This window comes from Methanosarcina sp. (assembly GCF_049706645.1).
GTDB lineage: Archaea > Halobacteriota > Methanosarcinia > Methanosarcinales > Methanosarcinaceae > Methanosarcina.
In genome coordinates, this window is sequence record NZ_JBNAKP010000019.1 from 13,287 (window position 1) to 38,995 (window position 25,709).

The following is a 25,709-nucleotide window of genomic DNA, read 5'->3' on the forward strand; positions in this document are numbered from 1 at the left end:
CTACTTTTATATGATAACTAGGAAATCTCAAATATCTTACCTTTTTCCTATCTTATCGTACTTAACTATTTCCACCCCTCATATTACTCGAAATATAATTTCCAGATAACTCTACGGGAAGAAACAATTAGAGATGGGGTTTCCCAATGCGGAAAAGTAGAAAACGCCGAATAAAAGAGGCATGAGATAATTAACGGCAGAAAACCCTGGTTTCATGGAAACGATCTTTTGCTATTCACAAAACTGAGCATTCTGCAAAAATTACGTTTTTTAAATTTACGCTTTAAGTCCTCTATCTTCCTGCACAGGAGAACGGCAGGATTGTGAAACATGCGGTTGCATACCCGCGATTGCGAAGTCAAGATGCCAGACAAGCCAGCAGACTCGATTAATTGGAGTTCGGCCCGAAAGCGTGTACGTTTTACTGGGTGCATAGGGAACTTAGAGAACTTTTGCCTCTATTGTTCCATATTACGGTAAAAACTAGAAAAGTACAGGTAAAGCTTGCCTGTACTCAAATGTTATATGCAACCTCACCATGCTGTGTTTTGTCAAGTCCGATGTTTTCTTCACTCTCACTGACCTTAAGCCCTATCGTCCTGTTGAGTACAAACCCGATCACCAGGGTAAGGAGAGCGGCATAAGTCATTGTGAAGACAACACCCTCAAACTGGATCCACATCTGGCCGGCGTTTCCGGTAAGGAGTCCGGTAGCCGATCCCACGCTTGCATATACGCCCGTTAAAAGCGCACCTGTTATTCCGCCTACTCCGTGGACCCCAAATGCGTCCAGAGAGTCGTCATATCCGAACCTTCCTTTGAGTTCTACAGCTTTATAACATACGAAACTTGTGATAATACCTATAGGAATTGCTGCCATTGGCGTGACAAAACCCGCACCCGGGGTTATTGCAACAAGCCCTGCCAGGACTCCCGTTGCAAATCCAAGAGCAGTCGGGTGCCCCAGGTGGTGCCATTCAAGTGCCATCCAGACAAACCCTGCGGCTGCAGGAGCTATAAGCGTTGTAATGAATGCAAGAGCTGCGATCTCATTTGCAGCAAGGGAAGACCCTGCGTTGAATCCGAACCATCCAAACCAGAGCAGCCCGGTTCCAAGGAGCGTCAGAGTAACGTTATGCGGTTTTATTGCATCTACTCCATAGCCCCTTCTCTTGCCAAGGTAGGTTAAGATTGCAAGCGAGGAGATACCTGAAGTTATATGGACAACCGTGCCGCCTGCAAAGTCCAGAGCTTCTCCTGTCAGGAACCCTCCGCCCCAGACCCAGTGGCAGACAGGTGCGTATACAAGAAGCCCCCACAGGGCAATGAACGCGATGTAAGATTTAAACTTTACACGTCCTACAATTGCACCTGAAATCAGGGCAGGTGTAATTATCGCAAACATTCCCTGGAATGCAACAAATGCATAGGTCGGAATTGTGCCAGTTACCGAGTACGCGTCAATCCCGTTCAGGAACGCATATTCAAGACCACCCACAAACCAGTTGCCTTCTCCAAAAGCAAGCGAGTAACCTACTATCACCCATACCAGAGCCATTACTCCCATTGCAACAAAGGAATGCATCATGCTGCTCAGGACGTTTTTACGCTGGACCAGCCCGCCGTAAAAGAGGGCAAGTCCGGGAACCATTAATAATACAAGTGCAGATGAAATCAGTACCCATACTGTATCTGCTGCTTCAATAGCCATATTTATCCCCTCAAATAGCATCAGGTCCGGCTTCGTTTGTCCGGATTCGTATTACATCCTCAATTGGCAGCACGAATATCTTGCCGCTTCCTACGTAACCGTCATTATCTCTTGCCCCTTTTTTTATTGCTTCAATTGTAGGCTGCAAGAAGTTATCGTTAACTACGATCTCAAGCTTGATTTTCTCAAGAAGATTTGCTTCACGCCCCGCTGATTTGCGGGCTTCCAGATGCCCTTTTTGTGCACCATAACCGGCAACTGATGACACTGTTAATCCATTTACTTCGATCCTTTGAAGTTCCTGTTTAACCGCATCAAGCCTTTCTGGTCTTATCATTGCAATTATGTACTTCATCGTGACCACCAATCGGTATCCAGTATCCTACTTTATACTACTTAAAGATTTCTACCGGGGCATTGAATATTTGTCTAGTTAATAAAAACTGCTAAAGTAAACGGAGCCTTTTCTTTTGTTACAGAGTCTGAAATAGGTTCTTCCGTTCCCAATGTGGTTAATATGGATATGTAAAAAAGGAAATCCGAAATGACTGGTGTGACTTCTCTTTCTGTTTTCCGCGTTCCTGCAAGAGAGCTTTTATCCCCCAAAAACAAACTTAGAGTTATGTTCGGAGAAATTGGAAGCATAAGAAACGAGGCTGACGAGGTTTCCCTGCAAATTCTTGCTCTTTTCAGGGAGAGTGTCAGTGAGATCCACCTGAATGAGCCTGAATCCGTGTCGGATTATTTCAAGCCGGAATATTCTCATTATATTGTGGTACATACGCCCCTGGATATCCGGTTTCCTGAGAAAAGGGAAGAATGGAATATGCGTTTTTGCGGGAATGTCGGAGTTTCGGTTGTGGAATCTATAGTAGCTGAAACAGGCAGGATTTACGTAAGAGGGCTTATTGCAGTTAACGGGTCAAAGGTCTATGCTATCCTTCCTTTTATGACAATCGATGCGGAAAAAGCGAAGCAAGCAACATTTCCTGAAGACCGCATGGCCCGTGTGCGGGCACAGGTGCTTCCTGCCGTGCTTCCTGACATAAAAGGGGAAACGATCCTGGATATTGGCAGCGGTTTCGGAAGCCTTACCCTGGAGCTTGCAAGGAACAATCCGGATTCAAAAGTTTACGGGATAGATCTTCATGATTCTCTTACAGGCCAGGCGCAGATGAATGCCGATATCCTTGGCGCGCCGAATGTTGAGTTCAGGACAGGAAGTGCCTATGCCCTGCCTTTTGAAGCCGGTTCGGCGGATATAGCTACCTGCTTTTTCATGCTTCATCACCTTGAAGACATTAAATTTGCCCTTTTTGAGATAAAAAGAGTGCTTAAAAACGGCGGCCTGTTGATCGCAGTCGAACCGCTTGCCCAACAACACCATCACGGGCCTCAACTCTCGGAAGCCGGATGGCGAGGGCTTTTTGAAGATGTGGGCTTCGCAGTAGAGGTTGAGAGTGTGGAAGGGGCAGCGATCCTGAAAGCTGTAAAAAGAGAGTAATCTGGAAATGTAATATAGAAAATCAGGGTAGAAGCTTCCTTTTTGTCGGAAAGGAAACTTCCCTTGCTTAAAACAACATCTCACATAAAACAGGATCATAAGCGAATTAGAATACAATCATATCCGAAGTCCTGATCCTTACCATGCATTCGTCTCCTTTTCCTATTTTTAACGAGTCGAAGATATGGTTTGCAATCTCAATATTCAGGACGGACTCGCTGCCTTTTAATTTCAGGGACATTATCCTGCTTGCGCCCTTGTTCACCACATTCCTTATCACGCCGCCAAGCAGGTTCTTTTGGTCTTCCTTCCGGATTGTATGGGCAACGGAACTGTCTACAAGTTCGATATTTTCAGGCCTGATTCCCCAGCTAACTTTATCTCCTGCCATGCGCCTGATATAGGGAGCGGTAATTTCCGTACCCAGGGACCAGAGGAAAGTACACTCGCCTCCGTGCCCGTGCCCTTCTACCACGGCATCGTCAAAGAGGTTTGAGAAACCCACAAGTTCGGCTACATAACGGGTTTTCGGGTGGTAGAATATATCCTCAGGTGAGCCAAGTTGCTGTACCCTGCCATTATCGAAAACTACCATCCTGTCTGCCATAGTAAAGGCTTCGACAGGGTCATGGGTAATGAAGATTACTGGAATTCCCAGTTTATTCTGGATTGCTTGAAGCTCTTTTCTCAATTTCAGACGGACGACTGTGTCGAGAGCTGAAAAAGGCTCGTCAAGGAGCAGGACTTCCGGATCGGGAGCAAGGGCTCTTGCAAGTGCAACTTTCTGCTTCTGGCCGCCGGAAAGTTCATCGGGATATGCAAACTCAAGTTCTTCTATTCCCACAAGGTCAAGCATCTCGTTTACTCTTTCGACTTTTGTAGAATAATTCAGACCTTTGAGCCCGAACTCTATATTCTGCCGAACATTCATATGCGGAAAAAGGGCATTTTCCTGGAACATGTACCCTATTTTCCGTTTCTGGGCAGGGAGGTTTATTTTCTTTCTACTGTCAAAGTATACAGTATTGTTTACTTTTATAGTCCCTGCATCCGGGTTTTCAAGCCCTGCAATGCAGCGGAGAGATGTGGTTTTTCCTGAACCTGAACAGCCGAACAGGACCACAAAATCGGAACCGGCATCAAAGCTACAGTGCACTGAAAAGCTGGGATTTTTCCCTTTCTTTTTTGTGTGTTTTCTTCCGTAAAATTCCTTTTCAATGTCAACTTCAACAGGCATTCCTTACTCTCACCTTAAAGTTTCTTTTTTATCGTTCTCCCAGTTTGCTGGTAGCTGCAATAGTTATGAGGGAGATGACAACCAGGACAAGCACAAGCATGTTTGCAAGTTCGTTATTTCCTGTCTGGTATGCCCCGTAAATGGAAAGAGGCATGGTACTGGTTTTTCCCTGGATATTTCCTGCGACCATCAGGGTCGCTCCGAACTCTCCGACAGCCCTTGCAAAGCTCAGGACGCAGCCTGCAATAATGCCTTTTTTTGCAAGGGGAAGCGTTATGAAGAGCGCAGTTTCGAATTCATTTCTCCCAAGAATACGGGCTGCTTCCTCAACACTCCTGTCCACTGCCCCGATGGCCGAGGTGGTGGTCTTTACCATCAGAGGCAAAGAGACTACAAAAGCTGCAATGGCTGCTGCCTGCCAGGTAAAGAGTATCCCGTTTCCGGTAATTCTGGTGAAGATGCTTCCCAGCATTCCGTTTTTTCCCAGCAGGATAACAAGGATATACCCGGTTACAGTCGGGGGAAGAACCATAGGCAGAGTAATCATAACGTCAGCTGCCCATTTTCCGGGGAACTCCCTTTTTGCCAGCATATAAGCAATTAAAATTCCCAGCACCGCCACAAAGAGGGTTGCAATGGCTGAAATCTTGAGGGTCAGTAAAAGTGGGGTCGCGATTAATTGAAAGTTTTCCATTAAATCCCTCTTTTTTATGCTATTTTTTTGGTCCTGAGAATTTTAGAGCTTTTTTATCAATTAAAGCTCTTTTCGGTTTCTGTTTTTCATTTTATGCTTTGTTTCTGGTTCGGAGTTCCCTAGTTAAGGGAAATATTATGCTGATTTGAAGCCGTATTCTGCCAGGATTTCCTGTCCTCTGGTTCCGGTTACGAAAGCGACGAATTCCTGAGCTTCTTCCTTATCTGCTGATGCACTTACCACTGCTATGGGGTAAGTTATAGACTCGTTAACAGGGACTGTAAATGCTATTTCGTACAGGTCTTTCTGCCCGCTTTCGGCATCTGTAATGAACACAAAACCTGCATCGACTTCTCCGGTTTCCACATAAGTGAGTACCTGCTTCACATTTTCTCCAAGGATGACTTTGCCTTCAAGTTCTTCCCAGATCCCGGCTTTTTCCAGTGCATGTTTTGTATATTTTCCTATAGGTGTAGTTTCGGGGTTTCCAATTGCTATTTTCTCTACACTATCTGCAGTCAGGTCTTCTAAGGTCTCTGGGGTCTCAAAGTCTTTTTTTTCAGGCACTACCATAACGATGGTGTTTGCTGCAAAGTCTTTTCTTGAATCCTTTTCAATCAGGTTCTTCTCGGAAAGAAGGTCCATATCGCTCTCGGAAGCCGATGCGAATACATCAACAGGTGCCCCGGATTCAATCTGTGTCCGAAGAGTACCTGAACCTGCCAGATTCAGTTTTACCCCTGTGCCGGGATGGGCATTTTCAAACTCTTTTGCAATATCAGTAAACGCCTCGGTAAGGCTTGCAGCGGCTGAAACCGTAATTGTTGTCGGCTTTTCTTCTGCCCCGGGGGAAACTGCAAGGAAGGCGACTATTCCAAGGCAGAGAACTGCTGCAAAAATCGGAAGTATCAATCTTCTTCCGTTCATCATATTCCTTCCGTGCGTTCTTCTTCAGTTCCTTTACTGGTATATGCTGCCGGCTCTACCTGCATGGGTGCGGTAAAAGTATCCGTCGCTTCAAGGATCGTATTGGTGAGCCTGTCCAGCAGTTCCATCGCTCCCCTGTATCCGACAGTAAGAATACGCTGTGCGCCTACCCTGTCATGTATTGGCAGGCCGACCCTTACAAGAGGAATGTCCCTTGCTTTTGCGATGTATCTGCCGTTTGAGTTCCCTATCAGGATATCAGGGCTGCGTTCAGTGACCGCATCATTGAGACTGTCAAAGTCAATTCCATCCAGAACCGAATATTTCAGTTCCGGCCTTATCTCTTCGAAAATTTGCCCGATTTTCTTCCCAAAGTACCGGCTTTTGCTCCCTGTGGCTACCAGCACGGGATGCATTCCGAGTTCCAGCATAAAAGTCGTCAGGCTGAATACCAGATCAGGATCCCCGTAGACCGCGGCTTTTACACCATAAAGGTATTTGTGGACATCTACCATGGCATCGAGGAGCCTGCCCCTTTCTTTCTGGTATTTTTCAGGGACAGGGCAGCCGATGATGTTGACCAGTTCCGTAAAGAAGAGGTCGGTGTTTGAAAGTCCGATAGGTATTGGGACATTATGTCCCGGAACTCCATGGGAAGCTTCAAGATATTCCACAGCCAGGTTTGCACTGACAACACCCAGGCCGAGGCTTGCCCGGCTGTTTGGCATATCGGCAATCTCGGAAAGCGGAGTACCTCCGGAGGCTATTTTTGGAAGTCCCTCCTTCAGGGGTGCATCAAAGGTCTCGGAGATATCAGGCAGGAATATGTAATCTCCTGCAGTCTCTGCAAGGATTTCATTCAGTTCCCTCACGTCGGCTGGGGAGAGACTCTCGACCGGGATAAGGTTGAGTTTGCCATTTGCGGCTTCTTTCATATCAGGACTTTTTGCTTCCTGGGAGTTTTCCTTTGCCTTTTCTTTTTCCAGAATTTCCGTATATTCCAGAATTTCCATATTTTCCATGTAATCCATGATCTCGATATCTTCCGGAATTTTCGGTTTTTCCGGGTTTTCAGTAAACTTCCTGACAACTGCGTCCAGGGCTTTTATATACCCGCTTACATGGCTTTCCCCGTAGCTGGGGGTGGAAACCTGAATGATTATGATATCTTTTTCAGGGTCATCTCCAAGCCCTTCCTCCTCTTTGAATTCCCGGATAATCGAAGGCACATCGTCTCCTATTGTTTCGGCAAGGCAGGTGGTGGCAACTCCGATCACTTTCGGGTTGTACCTGTTGATCACGTTTCTCAACCCTTTTTTCAGGTTTTCCCTGCCTCCGTAGACCGCTCCTTTTTCACTGAGAGAACTTGATGCAATGTCCACAGGTTCCCTGAAGTGGTGGGCAAGGTGCAGGCGCATGTAGGTGCTGCAGCCCTGGGAGCCGTGGTAGAGGACCATGGTATTTTCAATTCCCTTGAAAGCGAGGGCACTTCCCATGGGCTGGCACATGATACAGGGGTTCACAGTAGCATAGTTTCTTTTCGTCATCTCGATTACCTCTTCCTTACGCCTGGCTCTCAACTGCACTATCCGGTTCCGGGTTCAGGAAGCCCGGTTCGATGCCTGGTTCAATGGTTATATCTTCATACTCTTCGGCGTACGGTTCGCCTGGAGCCATTTCTTTTACTGCTGCTTTTTCTGTTCTCTCTGATTTTTTCTCTAACTTTTTCTTTGATTCTATTGCTTCGGGTTTCAGAATCCGTTGCCTGACAGCTTTCCAGACAGGGCTGTTGATAGAGGCGTCCACCTCCTTCGCGAAGTTTACAAAGCCGTCAAAACCTTCGAACTCCACCACCCTGTCGTGGTTGAAATCACAGAAAGCAACACCCAGCTTGTATGCGATAAATCTCTCTTTTACCCCTGCAACCATGAGGTCGGCTTTCTGTTTCACGAGCAATTCGGCAAGCTCAAGAGGATTTGCATCATCCACAATAACTGTGCCGTCCCTTACCGAATAACTGATCTGCTCGTAATCCTCTTTTTTCCCGGTCTGGGTCCCGATAATGACTACTTCCATTTCCAGTTCCGAAAAGCCTTTGATAAGCGTGAGAGCTTTTGCAGGCCCTCCCATGTAGATGGCGGCCTTTTTTCCCCTGACCCTTTCCCGAACCCCGACGATTTCAGGCATTATGCGGTTTGTTTCGGTTTCCAGGATTTTTTCGGCTTTTTCTTTCATAGCTTCAGAGCCAAAGTAATCCGCAGTTTTTCGCAGGGCCAGAGAGATATCTTCGATTCCGAAGAAACTTACGTTTAAATACGGGACCTCAAACTCTTCCTGCATCCATTTTGCAAGATACATCATGGACCCGCTGCACTGGACAAGATTAAGGTCGGCTTCGGCGGCTCTTGAGATGGATTTTGCAGTCGAGTCCCCTGTCATTGAGACTATAACCTCGATTCCCATTTGCTCAAAGAGAGGCTTTATGAGCCAGACGTCTCCGGCCACGTTGAAATCCCCTAAAATGTTAATCTTCGGCTTTATGGTTTCAGTAGGCCTCAGGCTTTTTTTTGCAGTTCCGTCCTCCTGAGGTCTTTTGATCAGCTTTTTTAAGGCGTCACAGGCAGCCTTGTACCCGTCGGACTTGTTTCCTTTGAAACCTTCGGACTTTACGGGAAGTACCGGGATATTGTGCGTCTTGCTTGCTGTTTTGCATACGGAATCAAGGTCGTCTCCGATAATTCCTACAATGCATGTGGAATACACGAAGACCACCGGGGGATGGTAAATGCCCACCAGTTCGTCGATTGCGTTTGAGAGTTTTTTCTCTCCTCCGAATACGACATCGATCTCTTTCATATCCGTGCTGAAACTGCTGCGGTTCGTTTCAAGCCCGCTGGATTTTGCACCCCGAATATCCCAGGTATAGCCTGCACAGCCGATAGGGCCGTGAACCAGATGGACGGCATCTGTTACGGGGTTTAAGACAACCCGGGCTCCCGAATAGACGCATGCCCGCTGGCTGATGGCTCCTGCAAGGGAGTTGTTATCGCAGGCAAGAGGAACTACCTGCCCCTTTTCCTGCTTTCTGGTGATGTATGGTTGCCTTTCTTCGAGAGTATCCACTATCCCGGTTTTCTCAATCATCTCTTTCACTCCCCTCTGCTTCTGTTTCCAGGTTTGCAGCGGCGGTTTTCCATTTCTCCCGTTTTTATGTTATCAGTTTTTAAGTTCTCGGTTTTAACTTCCCGGTTTTGCTTTTAGGTTTAAAACTCCGTATTTTTCAACCTCTGCATTCTTCCGGGAATCAGTTATCTTAAGGCCAGGCTCCTTACTGAATGGTCTCGAGCAGCCAGTCTGGCGCATCTCTGTCTTTCCTGTCAAGCAGGGTATTTCCTATGCGCTCCACCAGTCGTGCAGCTCCGGCGTACCCCATGATCGGGAAATAATGCAGGTTTGCCCGGTCCATGATCGGAAAACCTACCCTGACCAGGGGCACATCCTCTGCCCTTGATATGAATTTCCCATATGTGTTGCCGATTAGGAGGTCCACGGGCTTTCGCTTGATGATCTGGTGGAGCATGAAGAGGTCCCCTCCCGAAATAATATCGGCGTCCGGGTACTCGGAACCTATTAGTCCTTCGACTTCTTTTTCAAACTCTGAGTTCTGGGTTCCGGTGAGGACAACACCCGGTTCCATGCCCATTTCCAGTACAAGGCTCGTAAGCCCTGAGATTATGTCCGGGTCCCCGTAAATGGCTACCTTTTTTCCATGGTAATGGGGGTGGGCGTCAGTCATCATGTCAACAAGCCTTCCCCTCTCATCTTCAATTTCCGGGGGAATCGCCACACTGGCAAGTTTTGCTGCATTCATGATAAAACGGTCAGTGTTTCTGATCCCTATGGGGGTAGGCCCTATTTTTGCCGGGACTTTATAGCGGCTTTCCAGGATCTTTGCGGCAGCCCCTCCTGCCATCCTGCAGGGAGCGATTGTTCCCACGGAGTTTGCGGAATCTTCTATATCCCCTATCGGAGTCCCACCTTTCGGGTACATGCCCTGCTCTCCGGTGAGAGGAGCGTCAAAGACATCAGTCGTGTCCGGGAAGACGATGATTGAGATTCCCATTATTGAGAGTATGCGTTTCATTTCCCGAATATCGGCAGGTTCCACGAAACCAGGGATGATGTTGAGTTTCCCGTTTGGCTTGCTTTTTCTGGCAAAGGTGGTCACGAAGGATTTTACCATATTGTCATAGCCGGTAATGTGGGTGCCCACATAGCTTGGAGTGGAGGCTGCACAGATCTTTATGGATGGGTCTATAAGCTCTTCCATCCGGACATCTTCTACGATAGTATTTACGTCGTCTCCTATGGTCTCGGCTACGCAGGTAGTGTGAATGGCGATCACGTCGGGCCTGTAGGTTGTGGTGAGGTTTTCGAGGGCTTCCTTGAGGTTTGCTGCACCTCCGAAGACGGCGGTTCCTTCAGAGAAACTGCTGGTCGTTCCAATGGGGTTTTCACGGTAGTGCCTGCTCAGGCACATGCGCAGGTATGAGAGGCAGCCCTGTGATCCGTGGCTATGTGGCATGCAGTTGTGTACACCAAGCGCAGCATAGACTGCGCCTATTGGCTGGCAGATTTTTGCAGGGTTGATGGTTACTGCTTCTCTGGTTACTTCTTCACATGGGGTATAGTCTAACATTTTTTGTCCCTCCTTACTCTGCTCCTTCTCCTTTCCATGGCGGGCGTATGAATCTCCAGGTGGGGCTGTGCATAGCCATATCTATGTCCCGTGCGAAATTCAGAACCCCGGAAAAGCCAGTGTAGCGACCGCTGTAGTCATACGAATGGATCTGCCTTGAGGGGATCCCGAGTTTCTGGGCCCAGTACTTGTCCTTGATTCCCGAACAGAAGATGTCGGGTTTAAGGGTCCTTAAGAGGGCTTCGGTTTCGTGGTGGTTGAGGTCGTCAATGACAATGGTTCCGTCTTGCATTTCAGGGAAAAGTCCCTCATATTCCATGAGTCCGATTTTCGTTTTCAGCTCTTCAATCCGCTCCTTGCTGACTGCGGGTTTGACGTTTTCATCTCTTTCGTAGTGCACATCCTCCAGAATTGATCCAAGAGCGTTTCCCTTCATCTGGGGGATGATCTGCCTGCCTTCGTAGTCGTCCCTGTGGGCGAACTGGTAGCCTGCAACAATTACTTTCATGCCAAGCTCTTCGAAGAGGTTCGTATAGTGATGACTCCTGGAACCTCCGGAGTAGATGAAGGCGGTTTTTCCCTGGAGTTTCTTTCTGTACCTCTGGATTTCATCCGCGTACTTTGCGGTTTCTTCGGCAATTATTTCTTCAGTCTTCCGGGTAAGTTCCGGGTTCTCAAAGAACTGTGCCATTTTCCGGAGGGATTTGGCTGTCATCTTCGTGCCTACATAATTGACCTTCAACCAGGGAATCCCATATTTTTCTTCCATCATCTGGTTTGTGTAGTTGATGGAACGGTGGCAGAGCAGGATACTGAGCTTTGCCCTGTGGGCCTGTGCAATTTTGTGGAACGAGCCGTCTCCGGTCAGGCTTGAAACTATTCTGTACCCGATTTTTTCAAAGATCGGCTGGATTTCCCAAAGGTCCCCTCCTATGTTGTATTCTCCGAAGATATTAATGTCAAAGGGGGTGGGGTTTTCCAGTTCTTCGGTTCCTATCAGGTTTTCCATCAGGGCGTTGCTGGCAATGTGGTGGCCTGCCGACTGGCTGACTCCTCTGTATCCTTCGCAGCGGGCGGGGATTATCTTTATCCCATGCTCTTTTTCAGCTTCCCTTGAAACGGCTTCAATGTCGTCTCCGATAAGCCCTACGGGGCAGGTTGCGCAGATGGTGATAGCTTCTGGGTTGAAGATTTTCACAATCTCGTCAATAGCTTTTTTGAGCTTCTTCTCTCCCCCAAAGACGATATCGGTTTCCTTCATGTCAGTGCATACGCAGTAATTCATGAAGTTGTCTCCACCTTCCTCTGCCTTTGCAAGGTTCCGCCTGGTTCCCCAGGTGAAGTAAGCACAGCCTATGGGGCCGTGAACCAGGTGGACCATGTCCTTGATCGGCCCGAAGACCACACCCTTGGTACCTGCAAAGGCACAACCGCGATTTGTGAGGATGCCGGGAATTACCTTATCGTCAGCTTCTATGTGCTGTTCGGTGGAACAGTCCCTGACAACTATGTGTTTTCTCCTGTTCCTTGCAGCTTTTTCCGGGAGCACCTTCAGCATGTTATCGACAAGTTTTTGTTTGTCTTCAATTCCCGAACCAATTTCCGCTCCCATTTATACCAGCTCCCTGTTAACGGTTGATTCTCCGCTCTCTCCAGTCCGGATGCGGAGCGCTTCACTAATATTTGACACGAAAATCTTTCCGTCTCCAAGATGCCCTGTCTGATTTACCTCGACGATTTTCTGAACGATTTCGCTCACATTGTCATCGTCCACGACAACCGTGAACATCCTTTTTGGAATGAAGCGGATACAGGTTTCAGATTCCTTATTTTCGGAATCAGGCAGGGGAGGATCAAACTCGAAGCAAAGCCCTTTTTGTTTCCCCCGGCCCATTACCCTTCTTACGGTAAATGAAGGAAAGCCGCACTCCAGCAGGACGTCTTTGGTTTTCTGGACTTTATTCATCCTGATTATCGCAGTAATTTCTTTCATGGGATTCTCCTCTGAAAATCCGGCTTTAAAGTCCTGGCTTTCCAGTCCTTATGGTATAGGCTTCTTCCACAGGGCTTACGAAGATTCTCCCATCTCCGTATTTTCCGGTTCTGGCGGATTCCACTATGGTTTCTACAACCTTGTCCTTATGTTCGTCTTCGACTACTATCAGAAGCATGGTTTTCTGAAGTTCGTCATAGTGAATGTCTGCTATATGGATCCCTTTCTGTTTTCCTCTTCCGAAAACTTCCATTTTCGTAAGGGAAATACAGCCCTCTTTTTCAAGGCTCTCGACAACTTTAGTTTCCATGCCTGGCCTGATAATTGCACGTATCATCTGCATCGTTTTCAGCTCCTCTGCATCTCAACAATTATAGCTCGACAATTCCGAATTCCACCATCATGGCTTCTAACTCTTCCATGGGAAGCGGAGTCGGGACAACTAGGTTGGTGTTGTTCTGGACGTTGTTGGCAAGGGTCAGATACTCCTTGGCCTGGTTGCATTCGGGGTCAAAGTGAATTACGGTCTTTCTGTTAATCTCTGCTCTCTGGACAATGTTATCCCTGGGCACGAAGTGGATCAGCTGGCTTCCCAGTTTCTTTGCGAAAGCCTCAAGGAGTTCACGTTCCCCATCGACATTCCTGCTGTTACAGATAATGCCTCCCAGACGGGCTCCACCTTTGGCAAACTTGGCAAGCCCTTTACAGATATTGTTTGCTGCATAGATAGCCATCAGTTCTCCACTGGCCACTATGTAAATTTCTTTGGCTTTCCCTTCGCGGATAGGCATTGCAAATCCGCCGCATACGACGTCACCAAGCACATCATAGAATACATAGTCAAGGTCATCGGTATATGCTCCCAGGTTTTCAAGCAGTCCTATTGAAGTGATAATTCCCCGGCCTGCACATCCTACACCCGGTTCAGGCCCTCCGGATTCCACACATTTTATGTTGCCAAAGCCTGGTTGCACGACAGTATCAAGATGAACCCCTTCATCTCCTTCGCTTCGCAGAGTATCAAGTACGGTCTTCTGGTTCAGGCCGCCAAGCAGCATTCTGGTGGAGTCTGCTTTCGGGTCGCATCCTACAAGCAAAATTTTATTGCCCATGGTAGAAAGGGCTGCGGTCAGATTTTGCGTGGTCGTGGATTTTCCAATGCCACCTTTTCCATAGATTGCTATCTGTCTCATCTTTTTACCTTTCTTTTAATTTGCTTTCCACCAGCTCTAGGAAGCCGGTAACCGTTGTACTATGCTATACTATTTATAACTTTGCAATCATTGAAAAATCTGTTATCATTAATTGCCTTTATTTTCTGAACTTCGGGAAAGGATTTAATAAATAGTTCCCTGTAAACTGCAAAGCAAAATGAATGACAGGAAGACCCTTTCATGATCCCCGAAGCCTCTTATGATGTAATTGTCGTGGGCGCAGGTCCTGCAGGTTCTACATCCGCCCTGTATGCTGCAAAGAACGGCGCCTCGGTGCTTCTTCTTGACAGAAAAAGAGAAATTGGCAGCCCTATTCAGTGTGCCGGCTTTCTTCCCGATGCTTCGGAAGTCCAGGCCCTGCTCCGTGATGCCAGGCTGCCGGATACGCTGAAAAATTATCCTGATTCCTGCGTACTGCAGCGAATTGATACTCAGCGCATTGTCCCTCCAAACTGCAATATAAAAGAGTTCGCTGTCAGGGGTGCAGTCCTTGACCGGCGCAGATATGACCAGTTCCTTGCCGAGCAGGCAGCAAGAGCAGGGGCTGAACTCATGGTCAAAACCCGCGCAACAAAAATTGAGGGCACGACTGTTGAGACTTCAGGAGTCTTTGGAAAGCACAGAGTAAAAGCAAAAGCTATCATAGGAGCCGACGGCCCCAATTCCCTGGTCGCAAAATCAAAAGGGCTTGTGCTTAAGCCCGAATCAAGGGAAATCTCGGTTGCTATTGAATACCAGGTCAGGAATGTGGATATCGATCCTTCTGCTCTGGAGATGTATTTCGGAAAGGATTTCGTGCCCGGCGGCTATGCCTGGATTTTTCCCGAAGGCAGGGGCAGGGCAAACGTGGGAATCGGAATCCGGAGCGGAATGGCTGAGAAAAAGATCTCTGCAAAAGAATACCTCCACCGCTTTATGCGGGATCATCCTCTTGCAGGGCCGAAATTGAAACACAGCATAATCATGAATGTGGTTGCAGGCGTTATCCCTGTAAACGGCGCTCCGGAAAGAACCGCAACCGAAAACACTCTGATTGTAGGGGATGCAGCCGGCCAGATTTTTGCAACAAACGGAGGTGGAATCCCTCCTGCAATGATCGCCGGAAAGATAGCAGGAGAAACTGCAGCCGAATTTGCAGCCGGGAAGTGCAGGCTTGAAGAGTATGACCGCCGCTGGCGAGCTCAATTCGGATCTGCACTTGAAACCTCAGTGCAGGCAAGGCAACTCATGGATGGGGTTATGAAATCCGATACTCTCATGAACGCAGCTTTCAAACTTATTTCCCCTGAGCAGATGAAAGTCATGCAATGCGGGAAACTCCCTGCTCCCGTAAAACTCGGGCTCCAGGCCCTGAACCGGGGAAAGAAATAGTCGGTATGGAAAACCGGAAAGAAGAATAACCTGTGTCTGGAGGAAAAGGATAGAAGTTAATTTTATCTAATAAAAGGCAAGGTCTAATAAAAGGCAAGGGAGAAAAGATCTGTAGCTCGGGTCTCCATATTTACTCTTCTTTCTTTTTCGCAGTTGTTTCTTCTTCCTTCTCTCCGGCTTTTACTCTGGATGCCCTTATTTTTCTTAATTCGGTTTCTGCATCTTCTTTATTATACCTTGCTTCCGGGTAGACAGGCCGGATCTCAAGGGCTTTGTCAAAGGAGGCAATAGCTTCTTCGTACCGTTTGAGGACGACGTATTCAAGCCCCCTGAGGTTCCAGACTCCTGCAAAATCAGGTTTCAGCTTCAGAACCTTATCAAAGTACTCGATCTTTTTTTCGGGATCGGTTTCACCGACCGCAAGCCCATACCATTCCTCTGCAGTTTTGCCTTCCACTTTCTTTTTGAATAAGCTGTCCAGAAATCCCAATGGCATCACTTCCTATTTAGAAGATTGTCTGGCAGGTAGAAATAGATAATTATTCTTTTAGCCAGAACGACAAAAAGAAAATAAAATCAGAATGTGGAAAAAATAAAATCAAAATGCAAAAAATCGGAACATGAGATAGAAAATAAAACCATGACGCAAATCGAAAATATAATCAGAACTCTGGATAAATCGAAAATAAATTGAAACTCCGGATGAAAACTAAAATCAAATGCGTGAGATAGTAAAAATTTAAGAGTATTTAAAAAAAGAAAAGTTTGAAAGCTTACTGTGAAAGCAACTGTGTTTCATTAAGTAAGCTTCCGAAGTCGGAGGTTATTATCAGTTTGGTAGTATCTCCTGCGGTAGTTACGTTATAGGTTACTCCGCGCTCGGTGGAGTTCGCCTGCAAAGTCTGGATCTTTTCAGTGAATTCGGGTTCCGGACTGAGGTAAAGGGATGTCTGACTGTAACTGCCGTCATCCATTTTTTTAAGTTCCCTGTAGAGCTGATCGGCCGGGATGTCAGTGGAATTTGTCCTGGTGACTACTTCCTGGTAAATGCTTCCTTCCGGATTCGCCTGGGTCAGGAGGCTATCGTACTCGGTTGTAGCAGTTGCGTTTCCTTCCAGCACATCAATTACATCTTCCACGCTCTGGCGGGGACCAAGGATTACAGGGCTTCCGACTACATTCCAGACATCATAGGTATTGTTTGTCCTTGCAAGGAGGTAGTATCCATTGTACGGGACTGTTCCCCAGGGCATAAGGATTTTCTGTTCCGGAATCTGGTGGAGTTCGAACCCGTTTCCGTCAGCATAACCTGCACCGTAGCGTTTCGTTACATCTGCCCCATATAGGGAGTCCATTGTTTTTACATTCCCAAGGACTTGTTCAAATGGTGTTCCTGTAGTTCTTTGCAGGTCTACGTATGTTGCACTTATTACCCCTTCAGGGGACATGTTCAACCCGTCGGCAATGGAATTGAATTCATGGCGAACCTGCTTGCCAGGAATTTGAGAAAAAGAGATTGTAAGATTTTCCTCTCCGTTCTCTGTAGCGGAAACATCATTGTTGCTATCTGTATTAGAGTCGTCTGTAAAGAAGATCATGAAGACTGACAGAAACATTGTTAATGCCAAAAAAATAGCCAGATATTTCTGGTTTTTTGTTGCTGGGTCCTTTCGTTTCATCAATGAAACCTCATAGCGTAAAGTTAGTTTTTCTGATAGTAGAGATCATGCACTTGATATCTAAATATTGTCTAAATATATTGTTTAAATATCTCGTTTAAATATCTCGTTTAAATATATTGTCTAAATATATTGGTTTGATAAGAAGCTTTTCTAATGTTTTCTCCTGAAACCGGGTACTGAATCTCAGACCGGTAATCGGGTTTAAACTAAAATCGTTTGCCCTTAGCACATCTGCCGCCTTTTTCATTCAAGGGTGAGAATCTTAAGCATGTTTGTGCCGCCGGGTTTTCCTAAAGAAGGACCCTGGGTGAAAATAACGATATCTCCGCTTTTTACAAATCCCAGTGCTTTGGCTTTTTCCGTAGTCTCTTTTTCCCAGCTCTCAATTGTTTCTTTTACAACAACAGGATAAACACCATAGGATAGAGAAAGGAACCCGCAGGTTCTCGGGACGCGGCTGAAAGCAAGAATCCAGGTATCGGGCTTGAAGCGTGAAATCCTGCGGGGGGTTGCTCCGCTTCTTGTGGGGGTCAGTACGGCTGCAACCGGCAACTTCTGCAGGGCTTCATGCACCTGGAGAGTTATTACCTCATCCACTGACATCTCCCTTGCCGTTATACCCTTGATAATAGTATCAAGGCCCCATTTTGTCCGGGAGCGCCAGTTTTCTGTGGTTTTTGCAATTTTTGACATCATCTCAACGGCTTCCACAGGATAATTGCCAACCGCTGTCTCTTCCGAAAGCATGACCGCATCCGTGCCATCAAGGATTGCATTGGCAACATCGGTCGCCTCTGCTCGGGTAGGCCTTATATTGTCAGTCATTGAAGCCAGCATTTGAGTGGCTGTAATTACCGGAATTCCAAGAAGTTTCGCGCTCTGGATAAGTTCTTTCTGGACTGAGGGAACTTCCTGAATAGGAATTTCGACTCCTAGGTCTCCTCTGGCGACCATGAGGGCATCGGTTTCTTTTAGAATCTCCTGAATATTCTCTACAGCCTGCCTGCGCTCGATTTTAGCAACGATATATACTGACTTTCCTCTGGCTGCAGCAAAACTCCGGACCTTACGAATGTCCTCTGCACTCTCTATGAAAGAAATGCTGACAGTATCAATCTCCTCACTCAGGGCAAACTCAAGGATCTTGAAGTCCTTTTCCGTCACAGGGTCAAGGAAAATCTTTGCCCCTGGCAGGTTCAACCCTTTTTGAGAATAAAGCTGTCCTCCGATAATAACCTCGCAAAGCACATCTTTTCCCGAAACCTCCAGGCAGCGAAGCTGTATAAATCCGTCACTTAAGTAAATAATGCTCCCCGGAACCACGCTTTCCGGAAGCTGCCTGTAGTTTACGGGAATTCGTTTCTCATTTCCGGGAGTCTCGTCAACCGTAAGGGTCACAAAGTTTCCTTTGTGAAGCATGATCGGTTCTTTTTCCAGCTTCCCGATGCGGATCTTTGGGCCTGGCAGGTCTGCAAGAATCGCAACTGTCCTGTCAAGATCCGCTGCGACCTTGCGGACTCTCCGGATTACTTCTCTATGGCTTTCGAAGTCCCCGTGGGAAAAATTGATCCTTGCAACATTCATGCCAGTAAGCATAAGTTCCCTGATCACTTCCTCGGAAGAGGAAGCCGGGCCTATGGTACAGACAATCTTTGTCTTATGGTCCGGAATTTGCATATTTACACAGCCTTTAACGCTCAACTTTTGATCAATGCCGCCTTCATACCCCTAATCAGGTCTTCTGCAGGCTTTTTTATTTGTCTTTGTATATTTTAAGGGCAGCGTCGACGCTTGAGTCCTCAACAGTTACTGCATAGACAGCGTTGCACATGCGGACAGCCTCATCCAGAGGCTTCTGGTGAATATTTCTTCCGGTTGCATTCCCCTGGGCTCCGGAGATGTGGATCTGGTCATAGAGCTTTTTCAGGAAAGTTTCAGCTTCGTCACTTGTGCCGCCTGCGCAAACCACTCTGGTACGCCCTGCGGCTTTGATGGCTTCCTTGAAGATCTCGGCAGATTTTGCCCCTTCCTTCTTCGGGTAATTGACCTTTACAAAATCCGTGCCAAGGCAGGCTCCGACTCCTGTTGCTCCTGCAATAAGGTGCGGGTCCTTTTCATCTTTTACAGCTTTACCACGTGGATAGATCCAGAGTACGGACAACATGCCGTGCTGGTGAGCATCGTAAATTATTTGAGCGGCCTGCACAAGCATTTCGGCTTCGAACTCACTGCCAAGATAGATTGTATATCCTACCCCAAGAATCTTAAGCCCGCTATTTTCTTTAAATTCAACGACCTGGTCAACATCGTACCAGAGGTTGCTGAAAGGATCAGCCTGTTCTGTCTCAACAAGGTTTGTTTTGGAGTTTACCTTTACAAGGTAGGGCACATCCCTATAGTCCATGCCGTAGCGTGCAATAAGCCCGAGCTGAGTTGCAAAAACTCCGATTTTTGCCTGGGCCGCTATCCTGAAAAGGTGTTCGGGATCAGCATCGTCTTCAGGCACTCCTTCTCCGTAAAAATCGTCATTGAGATGCTCTACCTTCTGGTCGCCTGCAAAGAGCATTAGCCTGCCGGTTCCGCGGGTAATTTCCATATAATTATTCACATACGTCTCACGCATTGTTTTCGGGACATCTAGAGGTACAATCACGTCCTCTTTATTAATTGAAACCATATGTATAAACCTCAGTTTTATTCGATGGCAATTAGTTGGATGGTAGTAATACTGTGAAACTGTATTTATCTATAATCCTTCTTACTACCTTATCCTTCTCTGAACATTTATAATTTTTCCACCCAGTATTGACAGGTTTGTTCAGGAATCGCATTTTTTAATACTCTCCTGAAACTTCTGACTCCCCTTGTATGTTTATAAAAACTATACAATTAAAAACTGGTATGTTCCGAAAACTTAAAAATTTAATCAATAGGCAGGTTACGGTAAAATCAACATAAAAACAAGTTCAGGCCAAATAAACCTGAAGCGGACAGGTTAAATAGAACCTGAAGCAGGTTCAGTCAAATAAGCTCTAAAATTCCTTTTCCAGGGGGCAGAAAGCAAAAACAGCCCGAAAATAATATGATTGGTGTAGAGAATCACAAAATAGAAGAATTTACGCCGCTTGCAGGGCTCGAACCTACGACATTCTGGTTAACAGCCAGACACTCTACCAACTGAGTTAAAGCGGCTCTCTGACGGGAAAGCGGTTCTTGGTCTTACCCTCGAATCTTCTTATACAAGAGATTCTTTGGATATAAAGTTTATGGGCCTGACCGGATTTGAACCGGTGACCGCTCGGTTATGAGCCGAGCGCTCTAACCTGACTGAGCTACAGGCCCTTATTGATTTTATAAAGCTATTAATAGCTTTTAGTATGGCTTTAATAATAAAGTTTTTGCACATGTATTTTTCTATTCCGGAAAGAGTAGTAAAAAAATGCAAAATTTTTACGCCGCTTGCAGGGCTCGAACCTACGACATTCTGGTTAACAGCCAGACACTCTACCAACTGAGTTAAAGCGGCTTACGTTATCGGATGTGCCCGTTTTGCCCACCCTATCGCGAACACTCCTAAAGCGATAATGTTATTTATATATTTCGCTTGGAACGGTTTTCACAACCATATATGCGCTGAAGAATCTGATAACGTGAGGGTCTTTAATCAGGGACAATACCGGCATGGCCAGCGTCGGTTTCTTCCAGCTTGCTCATTTTATTTTTCACTCACTTATAGTCCATTCAACAAATATCTTTATTTGATTCCTATTCAATTTGTTATTTATTCGACTAATATTCTTCAGTTTCTATTGAATTAATATAATTAACTTAATATATATTATGTTGACATTGATTATATCGATATTAATTAAACTGATTGTCGACACTAATTATCTCGATACTGATTAAACTGCCAACTACTTCTACTGCTTTTTTAAAGTATCTCACTGTGAGGCGTCCCTGTTCCACCAGAAGGTAGCCTTTTGCCTCTTACTCATATAAAAAATAATTCTTTTCGAGCCAAAACTTATATCCTTTCAGGAATAATATATTTGATTAGCTTGTTGTAACATTATGCAGCGAGGTCGGACAGGTCTGATTTTTAAGCAGTACGCTCGTTTAGCTTAAAATGCCTTTATCTGAGGCCCTGTCCGGGGGAATTAGTATATTACCAGTTAAAGGTCAAAAACGGCTTTTAAATGTAACTTCAAGGTTAGGGTCAGTTCTTTCCCGTACTGATGGGTATCCTTTAAGATTCTTTGTATATTGTCAGGGTATCTTTTCGGTCCATGGGGTTTGACCGCCTGAATCTTGCAGTTTAAAAATGGAAACCAAGGGGGTTTATTTACGAAACGGCTAAAAATATGTCCAAAATGCCATGCTAAACTGAAAGTGAGCTCAGATGGAGAGACCCAGTACTGCAGCATTTGCAAGTACTGGACAAAAGTGGGTACTGCAAGACTCGATTCGATCATGATTTACGGATGAGGATTCTGAATGGGGAATGCAAGTATTTCTATGTTTTGCAGTGTATGCCAGACAAAGTTGAAACGCCAGGTCCTGGGTTCTAATGTTTTCTACTACTGCCGGAACTGTGGATGTGTGAGTTCGGAAGCATATTTATCAGGGGGGGTAGACGTCCTCCAATCCCAGAAACCGACATCTGTAAACAGGGCACCTTCGGCTTTAAGCCTTATGAATACGCCCGAATCGCTTTAATTGAGACCTGACCTGGAAAAAGGAGTCTAGTGTTAGAAAAGTAGGAAAAATTAGCTTTTTAAAGAGCGACAATGGCTCATTAATTCGGTTTTTAATTTTTAATACTTTTTTATTTACTTATTATGTTTTTATTTTTATGATATGGTTGTCTGTTTGTTATGTTTTATTCTATTTTCATTCTGTTTACTTATGTAGAATAGCTACCTTTTTTGTTGATTAAAAATTCTATATGCTGCATGTGACTTTCTCAGCTAAAAAAGAGATAAAAAGTATGTTTAAAAAACCCTTTATTTGAAAAAGGAAAGGTAAGAATAAACCGGTTTTGCTAAATAAATATAGTTTCTGTGTATAATTCCTGCAAGACCATTCGGAAAGCAGCTTTTTCAGTGCCCTGCTTTGAGCAGTTTGCATACATTTTCTACTTCTGCCCTGAAATTGTCCTGGGTGATGCCATAAAGGCCTGCAAGGTACATGGCGCCGCCAGCTCCTGCGCCTTCCTTGATTGTGCCTGTTTCGTACCTGTGAAGCCCTTTGAGCTCGGACTTTCCAAATCCGGGATCTGCAACATAAACCACAGGTACACCAAGCGCTCTGGTAAGTTCGGTAAAGTTTGCGGACTTATCTTCCACAACATACCGGGTAGTGGCAATTGCCAGCTTTTCCGTATCGAAACCCAGGTGTTTGATCAGGGCATACACTGCTGCCATCTGGGTTCCGCCTGCAAGCACGACATTGACATCGGTATCCTGGAAGCCTGCAACAAGGCCTACAACAGCAGGCATCATCGGGTCTCCCATGCAGGCAATAGCCTTCATAGGGTCATCCTTCAGGCAGCCAAAGGTCAGGCCTGAGGCTTTCATGCCTTCTTCGACAACCTGTTTCTTCAGTTCAAGGGGATTTTCATCGGCACTACTGCTAACATTTCCGTTATATCCAAGGGCCATTAAAACCCCCATCGCGGTTGTTGTGCCGCCTGGAATACTCTCTCCGATAACCACGTGGTCTACATGGTTCCTGAGCCTTCTGGCGAGAAACTTCGCCCGTTCGTAGATTCCCTGTACATCCCTGACTGCAATCGGTTCCCTGATATCTTCTCCGGGCCTGGCCTTCAGGTCGATGCACGGGACTTCCGGAGTTACGATAAGGCCGGAATTAATGAAGTGATAGGGAGCGTCCGTGAGCTTCAGTGCCGAACGGGTCATAATTGCAGGAGTTGGAGTGTCATATGGAGGTGTCATGGGGAGAACGGGCACGCTGATAATATTTCCTGTCTCCATAAGTTCCGCATCTCCTGCAGGCGTATAGTCCGTAAGTTCAGCCGTTTTTCCTGCGGCTGAAAGTTTCGGGATATGTGCGGTTTTGGTATTGGAAAGCACGCATAAAAACATTGGTCTTCTGGGTTTTCTGGTTACTTCCGGTTCGATCCAGGCCATATCGTATCTCCTTCATGCAAGCGTTGAGCCGCAACCGTTTCGCCGGTTGATCACGCCGTTAGGGTTGGGGATTATAAGCATTTCTCAATTACAGGCGTTCGCCGTTTTCGATCAAACCTTTTCGCAAAAAGTTTGCGTTGCACCGGTTGATCACGCCGTCACGCCGTTTTCGATCAAACCTTTTTTGAAAAGGTTTGCGATCAAGCCTTTTTTGAAAAGGTTTGCGATCAAGCCTTTTTTGAAAAGGCTTGTAATAAATGAATAGAATTCTTTCTGAAATCCAATGAGAATTCTTCAACTTACTATTTAATATTTATCCACAAACAAATATAATTTAACATTAATCAAGTTAACTTTACTTTATTTATGCTCCTTTTCGGACTCAGCCGCACAACTGTGAATGAGCTTTTAATAAAGATCAGTTGAGCAACGCTTGGATATATCTGCATCCAACTGTCTCCAACTGCATCCCAACTAAATTCCTGATAATTTTGTTTTCAGGTTCGTTCAGGCTGTAAGGGACTGTATAGTGACCTGCATAGGATAAAAAAGAAAAGAATGAAAGCCGGAGCAGGTTTGGAGTAATCGGCTTTCCGGTTTGTGCTGAGTAGTTTTTAGTTTTAATATGTTCTTGCCACGTAGACGCGAGTTTCGGTTTCTCCGCCGCAGATCGGGCATTTTTCTTTCCTGTCCTTTTTCTGCTCCAGAGGAATTCCAAGGATTCCTGCACCTATTACCTCTTCCATAGCAAGTCCGCATTCCTTGTTTCCGCACCAGGGGATTGTCGCAACACCTTCCTGGATTTTTTCCTTTACCTCTTCAAGTTCCATGCATTCAAATATGTGGTTTTCAAGTTCGGTTTTCGCTTTTTGATAGAGGTTCTCATGGATTGCTTCAAACCTTGAGCTCACGCCGGTCTCGATCTCAGGGAGCGGGATCTGTTCTTTTTCTCCGTTATCTCTTCTGACAGCCACAGCAACATTATTTTGCAGGTCTCTGGGCCCGATTTCAAGCCTCAGGGGTACGCCTTTCATTTCCCATTTGTAATACTTTGCTCCGGGGCGGAGATCACTTGCATCTATTTCGACTCTGATGCCGGCTTTCTTCAGGCGTTCCTGCACATCCCTGCAGGCTGTAAGCACCTCTTCTGCTCCTTTCTTAAAGATAATCGGGATAATTACAACCTGTACAGGTGCGATCTCCGGAGGCAAAACCAGCCCTTTGTCGTCTCCGTGGATGGAAATTGTAGCTGCAATCGATCTCTCTGAAATCCCGTAGCAGGTCTGGTGGGCATAACGCTGTTCTCCATCAGGGGCTTCATACTTAATGTCAAAAGTCTTTGCAAAATTATCCCCCAGATGGTGGGCCGTACCTATCTGAAGGGTCTTTCCGTCAGGCATAATAGCATCAATAGCATCGGTGTAATCTGCGCCCGGGAATTTATCCCAGTCAGGTCTTCTTGACCTGAGCACAGGGACTGCAAGCCTGCGGTATATCTCGGTATAGAGCCTGACAGCTTCCTTAACCTGAGCCTCTGCATCTTCCCAGGTAGCGTGCACGGTATGGGCTTCTTTAAAGGAAGTAATCTCTCTGAGCCTTATCAGAGGACGCGTATGTTTTGTCTCGTAACGGAAAGTGTTGACTATCTGATAGAGTTTGACAGGGAAATCCGCATGGGACCTGACCCACATTTTGTACATCGGGTAAATGGCAGTCTCACTTGTTGGGCGAAGGGCCAGAGGGATATCAAGCGGATCTCTTCCTCCGTGGGTTACCCAGTAAACCTCGTTCTCAAAGCCTTTGATATGTTCGGCTTCTTTCATAAACTCATTTTCCGGGATAAGCAGCGGAAAGAGAGTTTCCTGGTGCCCGCTATTGTCAAGGATTTCCCTTATAATATTGTAAGTACTCCTGCGGATCGAAAAGCCGAAAGGGTACCAGACATAGAGTCCTTTCACAGGATAACGGACATCCATTATTTCGGCCATCCACAGGAGGTCGTTGTACCATTCGCTGAATTCCTCTTTTGGAGGGAGTGCTGCTTCTTTTTCGCTTTCTGCCATACCTTCACCGTATTATCGCAATCTGAAATAACTCTTAAATAGCTTAATTGGTCAAATAAATATTAAATTTATCAAATAAATATTAAATTTATCAAATAAATCTTAAACTTATCTAATAAATTATTAAGTTCATAAATTCTTAAATTAATTTAATGAATTCTTAAATTAGTGAACTGAATTCCTGAAATAGTTAAATAAATCTTAAATTAACCGAGTTTTTAGGGGAACTTATTCCGGCATCACACCTGAGTCCTGATTTTAATCTTCCTGATTAAACGCACAGTTCACGGGGTAATTAAGGGCTTGCTCTCAGACAGGCACGTTATCCTGAAACCGCTCTTTTTCTCCGGAGATTCTATAAAAAGGTTTTCCGGGCTGTCATATCTTGAAATATACGGCTCCTGAGGTATATGGCATCCTGAAGTGAAATTGCCCGAATAACCTGCAATATGTCTGCCTTTA

General features: G+C 45.9%; 21 protein-coding genes and 3 tRNA genes. 3 read left to right on the plus strand and 21 right to left on the minus strand.

All coding sequences use genetic code 11. The annotated features are described in order from the left end of the window. Positions 1 to 514: 514 nt before the first annotated feature. The gene (locus tag ACPK8D_RS08005; RefSeq protein WP_424717332.1) at positions 515 to 1,711 is read right to left on the minus strand and encodes an ammonium transporter; all 1,197 of its coding nucleotides are present in this window, start codon (positions 1,709 to 1,711) and stop codon (positions 515 to 517) included. A 10-nt stretch (positions 1,712 to 1,721) separates the two neighbouring features. Further along, on the minus strand, positions 1,722 to 2,066 hold the full coding sequence (locus tag ACPK8D_RS08010; protein WP_424717333.1) for a P-II family nitrogen regulator: 345 nt from the start codon (positions 2,064 to 2,066) through the stop codon (positions 1,722 to 1,724). 189 nt (positions 2,067 to 2,255) lie between these two features. Between ACPK8D_RS08010 and ACPK8D_RS08015 the strand changes: the two genes are divergently transcribed. Next, complete coding sequence (locus tag ACPK8D_RS08015) at positions 2,256 to 3,215, plus strand: class I SAM-dependent methyltransferase (protein ID WP_424717334.1); 960 nt, start codon at positions 2,256 to 2,258, stop codon at positions 3,213 to 3,215. Between the two features lie 106 nt (positions 3,216 to 3,321). Here ACPK8D_RS08015 and ACPK8D_RS08020 read toward each other — a convergent pair whose 3' ends face one another. From ACPK8D_RS08020 to nifH, 10 genes are all read right to left on the minus strand, one after another. Beyond that, the gene (locus tag ACPK8D_RS08020; RefSeq protein ID WP_424717335.1) at positions 3,322 to 4,452 is read right to left on the minus strand and encodes an ABC transporter ATP-binding protein; all 1,131 of its coding nucleotides are present in this window, start codon (positions 4,450 to 4,452) and stop codon (positions 3,322 to 3,324) included. A gap of 28 nt (positions 4,453 to 4,480) precedes the next feature. After that, positions 4,481 to 5,146 carry a molybdate ABC transporter permease subunit gene (gene modB, locus ACPK8D_RS08025; RefSeq protein WP_424717336.1) on the minus strand — a complete coding sequence of 222 codons (666 nt, stop codon included), beginning with the start codon at positions 5,144 to 5,146 and terminating at the stop codon, positions 4,481 to 4,483. A gap of 135 nt (positions 5,147 to 5,281) precedes the next feature. After that, the gene (modA, locus tag ACPK8D_RS08030) at positions 5,282 to 6,073 is read right to left on the minus strand and encodes a molybdate ABC transporter substrate-binding protein (RefSeq protein ID WP_424717337.1); all 792 of its coding nucleotides are present in this window, start codon (positions 6,071 to 6,073) and stop codon (positions 5,282 to 5,284) included. Next, positions 6,073 to 7,620 carry a nitrogenase component 1 gene (locus ACPK8D_RS08035; RefSeq protein WP_424717338.1) on the minus strand — a complete coding sequence of 516 codons (1,548 nt, stop codon included), beginning with the start codon at positions 7,618 to 7,620 and terminating at the stop codon, positions 6,073 to 6,075. The genes modA and ACPK8D_RS08035 overlap by 1 nt, the downstream gene beginning before the upstream one ends. Positions 7,621 to 7,636: 16 nt before the next feature. Further along, complete coding sequence (nifE, locus tag ACPK8D_RS08040) at positions 7,637 to 9,217, minus strand: nitrogenase iron-molybdenum cofactor biosynthesis protein NifE (RefSeq protein WP_424717339.1); 1,581 nt, start codon at positions 9,215 to 9,217, stop codon at positions 7,637 to 7,639. Between the two features lie 184 nt (positions 9,218 to 9,401). Continuing rightward, positions 9,402 to 10,772 (minus strand): nitrogenase molybdenum-iron protein subunit beta, encoded by a 1,371-nt coding sequence (nifK, locus tag ACPK8D_RS08045; RefSeq protein ID WP_424717340.1) that lies wholly within the window; start codon positions 10,770 to 10,772, stop codon positions 9,402 to 9,404. 13 nt (positions 10,773 to 10,785) lie between these two features. Beyond that, the gene (gene nifD, locus ACPK8D_RS08050) at positions 10,786 to 12,384 is read right to left on the minus strand and encodes a nitrogenase molybdenum-iron protein alpha chain (RefSeq protein WP_424717341.1); all 1,599 of its coding nucleotides are present in this window, start codon (positions 12,382 to 12,384) and stop codon (positions 10,786 to 10,788) included. Then, positions 12,385 to 12,765, minus strand: a complete 381-nt coding sequence (locus ACPK8D_RS08055; RefSeq protein ID WP_424717342.1) for a P-II family nitrogen regulator — start codon at positions 12,763 to 12,765, stop codon at positions 12,385 to 12,387. It lies immediately after the preceding gene. Between the two features lie 25 nt (positions 12,766 to 12,790). Continuing rightward, positions 12,791 to 13,108, minus strand: coding sequence for a P-II family nitrogen regulator (locus ACPK8D_RS08060; RefSeq protein ID WP_424717343.1), 318 nt, complete (start codon positions 13,106 to 13,108; stop codon positions 12,791 to 12,793). Between the two features lie 28 nt (positions 13,109 to 13,136). Beyond that, positions 13,137 to 13,958 (minus strand): nitrogenase iron protein, encoded by an 822-nt coding sequence (gene nifH / locus ACPK8D_RS08065; RefSeq protein WP_424717344.1) that lies wholly within the window; start codon positions 13,956 to 13,958, stop codon positions 13,137 to 13,139. A gap of 201 nt (positions 13,959 to 14,159) precedes the next feature. On the opposite strand from nifH, the gene ACPK8D_RS08070 reads away from it, so the two are divergent. Then, the gene (locus ACPK8D_RS08070) at positions 14,160 to 15,350 is read left to right on the plus strand and encodes a geranylgeranyl reductase family protein (protein ID WP_424717345.1); all 1,191 of its coding nucleotides are present in this window, start codon (positions 14,160 to 14,162) and stop codon (positions 15,348 to 15,350) included. A 130-nt stretch (positions 15,351 to 15,480) separates the two neighbouring features. On the opposite strand, the gene ACPK8D_RS08075 is transcribed toward ACPK8D_RS08070, so the two are convergent. The 7 genes from ACPK8D_RS08075 to ACPK8D_RS08105 all read right to left on the minus strand — a co-directional run bounded on the left by ACPK8D_RS08075 (position 15,481) and on the right by ACPK8D_RS08105 (position 20,558). Then, complete coding sequence (locus ACPK8D_RS08075) at positions 15,481 to 15,846, minus strand: tetratricopeptide repeat protein (RefSeq protein WP_424717346.1); 366 nt, start codon at positions 15,844 to 15,846, stop codon at positions 15,481 to 15,483. A gap of 277 nt (positions 15,847 to 16,123) precedes the next feature. Then, the gene (locus ACPK8D_RS08080) at positions 16,124 to 17,029 is read right to left on the minus strand and encodes a hypothetical protein (RefSeq protein WP_424717347.1); all 906 of its coding nucleotides are present in this window, start codon (positions 17,027 to 17,029) and stop codon (positions 16,124 to 16,126) included. 246 nt (positions 17,030 to 17,275) lie between these two features. Further along, complete coding sequence (gene pyk / locus ACPK8D_RS08085) at positions 17,276 to 18,709, minus strand: pyruvate kinase (protein ID WP_424717348.1); 1,434 nt, start codon at positions 18,707 to 18,709, stop codon at positions 17,276 to 17,278. A 76-nt stretch (positions 18,710 to 18,785) separates the two neighbouring features. Beyond that, the gene (locus tag ACPK8D_RS08090) at positions 18,786 to 19,709 is read right to left on the minus strand and encodes an aldolase (RefSeq protein ID WP_424717349.1); all 924 of its coding nucleotides are present in this window, start codon (positions 19,707 to 19,709) and stop codon (positions 18,786 to 18,788) included. Between the two features lie 442 nt (positions 19,710 to 20,151). Further along, positions 20,152 to 20,224 (minus strand) — tRNA-Asn (locus ACPK8D_RS08095). Positions 20,225 to 20,299: 75 nt separating this feature from the next. Further along, positions 20,300 to 20,374, minus strand: a tRNA-Ile gene (locus ACPK8D_RS08100). Positions 20,375 to 20,485: 111 nt separating this feature from the next. After that, positions 20,486 to 20,558 (minus strand) — tRNA-Asn (locus ACPK8D_RS08105). Positions 20,559 to 21,529: 971 nt separating this feature from the next. Between ACPK8D_RS08105 and ACPK8D_RS08110 the strand changes: the two genes are divergently transcribed. Then, positions 21,530 to 21,751 carry a hypothetical protein gene (locus ACPK8D_RS08110; protein ID WP_424717350.1) on the plus strand — a complete coding sequence of 74 codons (222 nt, stop codon included), beginning with the start codon at positions 21,530 to 21,532 and terminating at the stop codon, positions 21,749 to 21,751. 383 nt (positions 21,752 to 22,134) lie between these two features. On the opposite strand, the gene cobT is transcribed toward ACPK8D_RS08110, so the two are convergent. Together cobT and proS are read right to left on the minus strand one after the other, a co-directional pair. Further along, positions 22,135 to 23,184, minus strand: a complete 1,050-nt coding sequence (cobT, locus tag ACPK8D_RS08115) for a nicotinate mononucleotide-dependent phosphoribosyltransferase CobT (RefSeq protein ID WP_424717351.1) — start codon at positions 23,182 to 23,184, stop codon at positions 22,135 to 22,137. Positions 23,185 to 23,804: 620 nt separating this feature from the next. Further along, complete coding sequence (gene proS / locus ACPK8D_RS08120) at positions 23,805 to 25,247, minus strand: proline--tRNA ligase (RefSeq protein WP_424717352.1); 1,443 nt, start codon at positions 25,245 to 25,247, stop codon at positions 23,805 to 23,807. Positions 25,248 to 25,709 lie beyond the last annotated feature (462 nt).